We start from the raw sequence: 4,350 nt of genomic DNA, 5'->3' as shown, positions 1-4,350 counted from the left end.
ATATATGTTAAAAATGATGCTTTTAGCCCGAAAAAAAGGATCTTCGGCTTGTGTTATGTAATGGACGGGGGTTATAAGGGATAAAACCCTTATATAGAAAGACATGGCTGCGATTTTTGCCAATTGGTTTCGATCTAGAACGAGCTAATCAATTAAGTCTCTTGCCAGATAAGGATTTAGTCGATTTATGCCCCCTGCTCGAACCAGACCAAGTAACGAAGAACCAAAACTCTCTCCACCAGACTCACTATAATTAACACAGTAGCCTAGCTATGTCGGCAGAATCTAGACATCGGAGCTTACTTGCCAATCGATACCAACTGGTCGAGTTGATCGGTAGCGGCGCCATGGGACAAGTATATCGAGCAGAAGATAAACTATTAGGTGGCGTAACCGTCGCCGTGAAATTCCTCTCGCAAACTCTCCTCAACCAAAGAATGCGTGAGCGCTTCGAGCGAGAGGCGACTATTTCGGCACTTTTAGGCGAAAAAAGTATTCATATTGTTAAAGTTCGTGATTATGGTGTAGATGACAAGGAAGTCCCCTTCTACGTCATGGAATTTTTGCAGGGGGAGAGCATGAGTGAAATCATCAAACATCAGCCGCTGCCCCTCCCGCGCTTTCTCAATCTCACCCGTCAGATTTGTTTCGGCCTAGAATGCGCCCATAAGGGTATTATCTTCCAAGGGGAGATGTGTCCGATTATTCACCGGGACATCAAACCAAGCAATATTATGGTGATTGAGGACTCAGGATTAGGGGAATTGGTGAAAATTCTCGATTTTGGCATCGCTAAACTCATCCAATCGGGAGAATCCCAAACCCAATCGTTTATGGGAACCTTAGCCTATTGTTCCCCGGAACAGATGGAAGGTAAAGAACTCGATCATCGTTCTGATATCTACAGTTTTGGGATTATGATGTACGAGATGATCACGGGAGAAACGCCCATTTTTCCCGATAATCCCTCCTTTGGCGGTTGGTATGAGGTTCACCACTACGCCGAACCCCGTTCCTTTCATTCTAGCTTGCAATTACCGCCAGAATTAGAACAGTTAATCCTGCGCTGCTTGGCCAAAGCACCCAGCGATCGCCCGTCAAGTGTTACAGATATACTACAACGTCTCGAACGACTTGAACCCCTAGTCAAAAATGAAATAGTCAAAAAAACCGACGATTACACCCGCAAAATTAAAACCCCTCGTGATTTCAATCAAACCATTGTTTCTGCTGCTAATGCGAGGGATATCTGTGTCAAGTCCAGTTGGCCCGAGGATAAACCGCGCCAAAAAATTGTCTTCTCACGCTGTCTCCAGGCTGCTGACGGCGTTTTTCCCAGTTTATGGGTAATGTTGGATCGAGAAGATATCGCCGTCCGGGTTGCTAGTGTCCGTTATAATCAATTCCTCTTTTTACCCACACCTCACCCGATGATTCTCTGGATTACTGTCCTCTATCATCGTCAATGGATCCCCCGCTGGTTGCCTTGTTATTTGGACTTAAAAACCCCCCAAGGTCAAAAAATGACCAAAACCCTCGCCGAAGCCGGTCAATACTGGATTTTATTTTTCCCCCTCGAAGGCAGCAACATCTGTGAAAATGTGATCACCGTTAATATTCCCGCCAATCAACGCCAAATTTTGCAGCAATGGCTGACCGATGGTCAATCGGGCCAAGGTGGCAGCCCGCAAATTAGCAAGCGGATGCTAAAACAGAAACTCGATCAACTTAAACCCCAGATTCTAGCCAAATTAGAGTCGGAACTGGCCGGGCAGCCCTAAAAAATCAGGGGGCAGAACGGAGGTTGACGCTATCGGTTACGATCCAAAAATAATCGCTGTTCGGCACTTGACCGAACGTTCAATCAGCTGTAGCCAATAATACATTTGCACTAAATAATAAAATCGGCGTTGCAGCCATCAATATCTGAATGCTAATTGTGCATCGTATCTACAAGTTAACTTAGTCCCAAGTTTTAAGAATGGCCTAGAGAATAATTCATCCTTAAAATCAGCAACGCCGAATTAATTGGCACGGATAGAATCAGAAAGCAACAAGGTGCGCTACAGCTTGTAACGCACCAAAATTTTTATTAATCTCTAACAAAGATTACAGAGGTCGATAGACGCGATAATCAATATTGGGGAAAATATTATCGATTTCCTCGACTTTTTCCAACCAACCAGAGTCAATCTTCTCCGATTTCACATCTTCATAGATTTTATTTAACCGCAGCAGGTGGGAACGAGTGCGCCGGACAGCATAGGGAACCATCGTACCGGTTCGCATAATAAACGCCCAATCAGAAGATTGTGCTAATAATAACTCCCGGGCTGCCTGATTTAAAGCCCGTTCCTGTAATTCATCCTCCGCTTCATGATGACTTAATTCAATCATCCGTTCCGTGCCTTTGTGCAGGTGAGGATAGATCCAAGCGTTGGTTTCATTCAGCCAGTATTCATGGAAACCCTTATAACCCCAACTGGATTGGGAAGGACGACAGACCTGCTGATGGGGGTTAGACCGGAGATAATCGGCTAAATGGGTCATTTGGTAGATATTTTGGTCATACCAAGACTTGCGGAACAGAAAATCGATAAACCAGGGTCCTTCATACCACCAGTGACCGAATAACTCGGCATCGTAGGGAGAAACAACCAGGGGAGGACGGCCCATAATTCCGGCTAAACTCTCCACTTGCCGCTCGCGATTATACATAAAATTGCCCGCGTGTTCGGCGGCTTTTTCTTTGGCCCAGTAGGGGTCATAAAGCCCTTTTTCCGATAAACCACCGTCCCGGCTAGTAATTTTGTGGTATTTAATGCCTATATTCTTGCGTTGACCGTTGGGCATGATATAGGGCTTAATATACTCGTATTCCGCTTCCCAGCCCAAATCTTTATAGAATTCCCGATAAACTATATCCCCCGGATAACCGACTTGGGAAGACCAAACCTGTTGGGAAGATTCGTGGTCACGACCGAAAGCAGCCACCCCGGTTTCTGTGAAAATCGGCGCATAACTGCCGTAACGGGGGCGCGGACGACCGTAGAGAATACCGTGGCCATCGACGAGGAAATAACGAATGCCCGCATCGGCTAACATTCTTTCTACCCCTTCGTAGTAGGCACATTCCGGCAACCAAATGCCCTTGGGACGACGACCGAAATTTTCTTCGTAGTGTTGACAGGCCACCTCAATTTGCGCCCACACCGCTTGGGGGTACATTTTCATCAGGGGCATATAACCATGGGTCGCACCACAGGTGATAATTTCTAGGTTATTACTGTCGAGGAATTGTTTAAAAGCTTTGACCAGATCTCGATCGTATTTTTCCCAAGTTTGTCGGATACTTTGGAAGGATTCAGCGTAATATTCGGCTAAGTAGCGAATATGGCCATTATGTTGATTATGGTCGATTTCTTTAGCAATTAATTCTTCTAACTTACCTAAGTGTTCTTCATAGCGCTCTTGCAGTAACGGATCCCGCAGCATCGACACCAACGGCGGAGTCATGCTCATGGTCATTTTAAAATCGATACCGTCCCGCTTGAGACCTTCAAAAACTTGCAGGAGAGGGATGTAGGTTTCTGTGATTGCTTCGTATAACCATTCTTCTTCGAGGACGTAATCGCTTTCGGGATGGCGGACGAAAGGGAGATGAGCGTGGAGAACTAGGGCAACATAGCCAAAAGCCATAGGATTTCTTCTTAGAATTAAGGAATAAAACTTTAAGATTAGGTTGAGTAGATTTTATACTATCTTAAGCTTCTACAATAAAGAATATGATAAAAGTCGATCGATCATCGATCGATCTCGTCAATCCCTAGGTTTACTAATTTTCCGATGCTCCCATCTAACGAGCCACTGACTGCTTTAGGAAGAGAGACGACAACGCCTCTCTCGATTCAACTTTTGCTGTTTGTTGATGACCGTCCCAGTTCTCAAGAAATTACCCGTCAAATTCAGTCCTATCTCCAGTCTTTAAAGTCTGATTACCCGATTGACCTACAGATCATCGAAATTCGCCAGCAACCTCATTTAGTCGAACATTTTCGCCTTGTAGCTACCCCTGCCTTGGTCAAAATTGCCCCCGGCCCCCGTCATACCCTCGCGGGCAGTAATCTGGTGGAACAGTTTAAAAAATGGTTGGTACGCTGGCAAAAAGCGATTAAAGAGGAGGTCAAAAATCATCACGCTGAGGATGGACAACTTCAAGAGGTGGAACATTCGGGCGAACTCATCCGCATCGCCGATGAGGTTTTTCGTCTTAAACAGGAAAAGGAAGAATTATTAGAACAATTAAAATTTAAAGACCAAATTTTGGCTATGTTAGCCCACGATTTACGC

3 protein-coding genes are annotated in these 4,350 nt (G+C 45.2%); 2 read left to right on the top strand and 1 reads right to left on the bottom strand.

Going from position 1 to position 4,350, the window contains the following annotated elements; genetic code table 11:
• Positions 1-272 precede the first annotated feature (272 nt).
• Positions 273-1,781, top strand: coding sequence for a serine/threonine-protein kinase (locus IQ242_RS17805; protein WP_193960884.1), 1,509 nt, complete (start codon positions 273-275; stop codon positions 1,779-1,781).
• A 328-nt stretch (positions 1,782-2,109) separates the two neighbouring features.
• Here the strand turns inward: IQ242_RS17805 and IQ242_RS17800 are convergent, their stop codons facing one another.
• The gene (locus IQ242_RS17800) at positions 2,110-3,699 is read right to left on the bottom strand and encodes a glycoside hydrolase family 57 protein (protein WP_072926856.1); all 1,590 of its coding nucleotides are present in this window, start codon (positions 3,697-3,699) and stop codon (positions 2,110-2,112) included.
• A gap of 147 nt (positions 3,700-3,846) precedes the next feature.
• Between IQ242_RS17800 and IQ242_RS17795 the strand changes: the two genes are divergently transcribed.
• The coding region (locus tag IQ242_RS17795; RefSeq protein WP_305070285.1) for a circadian clock KaiB family protein at positions 3,847-4,350 on the top strand (504 nt) is incomplete at its 3' end.

This window comes from Microcystis sp. LEGE 08355, from assembly GCF_015207185.1.
GTDB lineage: Bacteria > Cyanobacteriota > Cyanobacteriia > Cyanobacteriales > Microcystaceae > Microcystis > Microcystis panniformis.
Note: the sequence above shows the minus strand (reverse complement) of the source record. Positions and strands in the feature narration are given on the sequence as shown.

What these genes read in the sequence shown, in the direction of transcription:
- IQ242_RS17800 (WP_072926856.1), bottom strand. Translation starts at nt 3,699, where the DNA reads ATGGCTTTTGGCTATGTTGCCCTAGTTCTCCACGCTCATCTCCCTTTC.
- IQ242_RS17805 (WP_193960884.1), top strand. Translation starts at nt 273, where the DNA reads ATGTCGGCAGAATCTAGACATCGGAGCTTACTTGCCAATCGATACCAA.